Annotated in this window: 2 protein-coding genes and 1 pseudogene; 1 reads left to right on the forward strand and 2 read right to left on the reverse strand. The window is 69.2% G+C overall.

Annotation, left to right across the window (positions count from 1 at the left end; translation table 11 throughout):
* The first annotated feature begins 109 nt into the window (after positions 1-109).
* Positions 110-559: a ribonuclease HI gene (rnhA, locus tag AC27IQ_RS24415; protein WP_284400891.1), complete on the forward strand. Its 450-nt coding sequence runs from the start codon at positions 110-112 to the stop codon at positions 557-559.
* Between the two features lie 39 nt (positions 560-598).
* Here the strand turns inward: rnhA and AC27IQ_RS24420 are convergent, their stop codons facing one another.
* Entirely contained in the window at positions 599-931 is a 333-nt protein-coding gene (locus AC27IQ_RS24420; RefSeq protein ID WP_487091122.1) for a thioredoxin family protein, read from the reverse strand.
* Positions 932-1,070: 139 nt separating this feature from the next.
* Positions 1,071-1,495 (reverse strand): annotated as a pseudogene (locus tag AC27IQ_RS24425) (molybdopterin molybdenumtransferase MoeA); the annotation flags it as partial.

Consider the following 1,495-nt stretch of genomic DNA (forward strand, 5'->3'; position numbering starts at 1 on the left):
TGGCGGCCCGCGCCCCAAAGGGCGCTGCGGCGCCGGTGCCGGTGGCCAATCGCGGCACGGTCCGCGATGGCGGGCCGGCCTTTCATGTGGATGGACGGGAGTAACGTTTTTGAATCAGGTTGTGATCTATACCGACGGGGCTTGCAAAGGCAATCCGGGCCCTGGCGGCTGGGGGGTGGTGCTGCGTTCGGGCGCGCTGGAAAAGGAATTGTTCGGGGGGGAGCTGGGCACGACGAACAACCGCATGGAGCTGCTCGCGGTGATCGAGGCCCTGGGCGCGCTCAAGCGGCCGTGCGAGGTGACGCTGTTCCTGGACAGCCAGTACGTGCGCAAGGGCATCACCGAATGGATCCAGGGCTGGAAGAAAAAGGGCTGGCGCACGGCCGCTGGCCAGCCGGTCAAGAACGTGGAGCTGTGGAAGCGGCTGGACGATCTGGTGGCCCAGGGCGGCCACGTGATCGACTGGCGCTGGGTGAAGGGCCATGCGGGCGACCCGGGCAACGAGCGTGCCGATGCCCTGGCCAACAAAGGGGTGGACAAGGCGCTCGGGCGCGGCTGAGGCCGCCGTCGAGGCCCGCGTCCGAAAAGCCTGCGTCCGTCAGGCCCCGGGCGCGATCGCCTGCAGGCCCGCCTGCAGCGGCTCCGGTCCCTGGGGCCGCACCACGCGGTCCAGCTCCCTGCCGTCGCGCAGGAAGACGAGGGTCGGCCAGAGCTTCACGCCGAAGCTGCGGCCCAGTCGCTGGCCGGGTCCGTCCTCGACCTTGACGTGGGCCACATCGTCCCGGCCCTCCAGCGCGGCCTGGATGAGCGGCTGCGCCCCCTGGCAGTGGCCGCACCAGGGCGTTCCGAACTCCAGCACCGTGGCACCGGCCAGGCGGTCCACATCTTCGCGGGCGGGGGGCTGTTCGAGGTGGCGGGCGCAATAGGTCATGGCGATGGGGTCCTTGTCATGTGGTTGTGGGCAGGGCCTGGGTTGGCGGGGGAACCTGTCTTTCAGCATAGGCCTGTGCCCGCAGGCACCGCGTCCGGCGCATGCGCCGCCAGGCTGTGGGACCGGACTGGCAGGCGGTTCACAGCGCGCCATCGAACATCATCACGTCCACGGTCTCCCCTGCGGCCACCGGCCCCCTGGGCGGGTGCAGCACGATGAGGCCGTTGGCCTGCACCATCGAATGGAGCAGGCCCGAGCCCTGGTGGCCGGTGGTGCGCACCTGCAGCGATCCATCCGGCGCGGTGCTGACGATGCCGCGCTGGTATTCGGTGCGGCCGGCCTTCTTGCGCAAGGGCTCGGTGCTGACCGCACGCAGCAGGGGCGGCGCGGCCCGGGTGCAGCCCATCGCGCGCAGCAGCGCAGGCCGCACGAACGCCAGGAAGGCCACCATCACGGCGACGGGATTGCCGGGCAGGCCGAACCAGAGGGTCCCGCTGGTTGAAACTGATTTGCTATTATTTTCATAGCTGAATGCCTTAGTATTGATTGCGCTGGAGGCCATTT

It is taken from the genome of Acidovorax sp. KPB24-07, assembly GCF_057543315.1.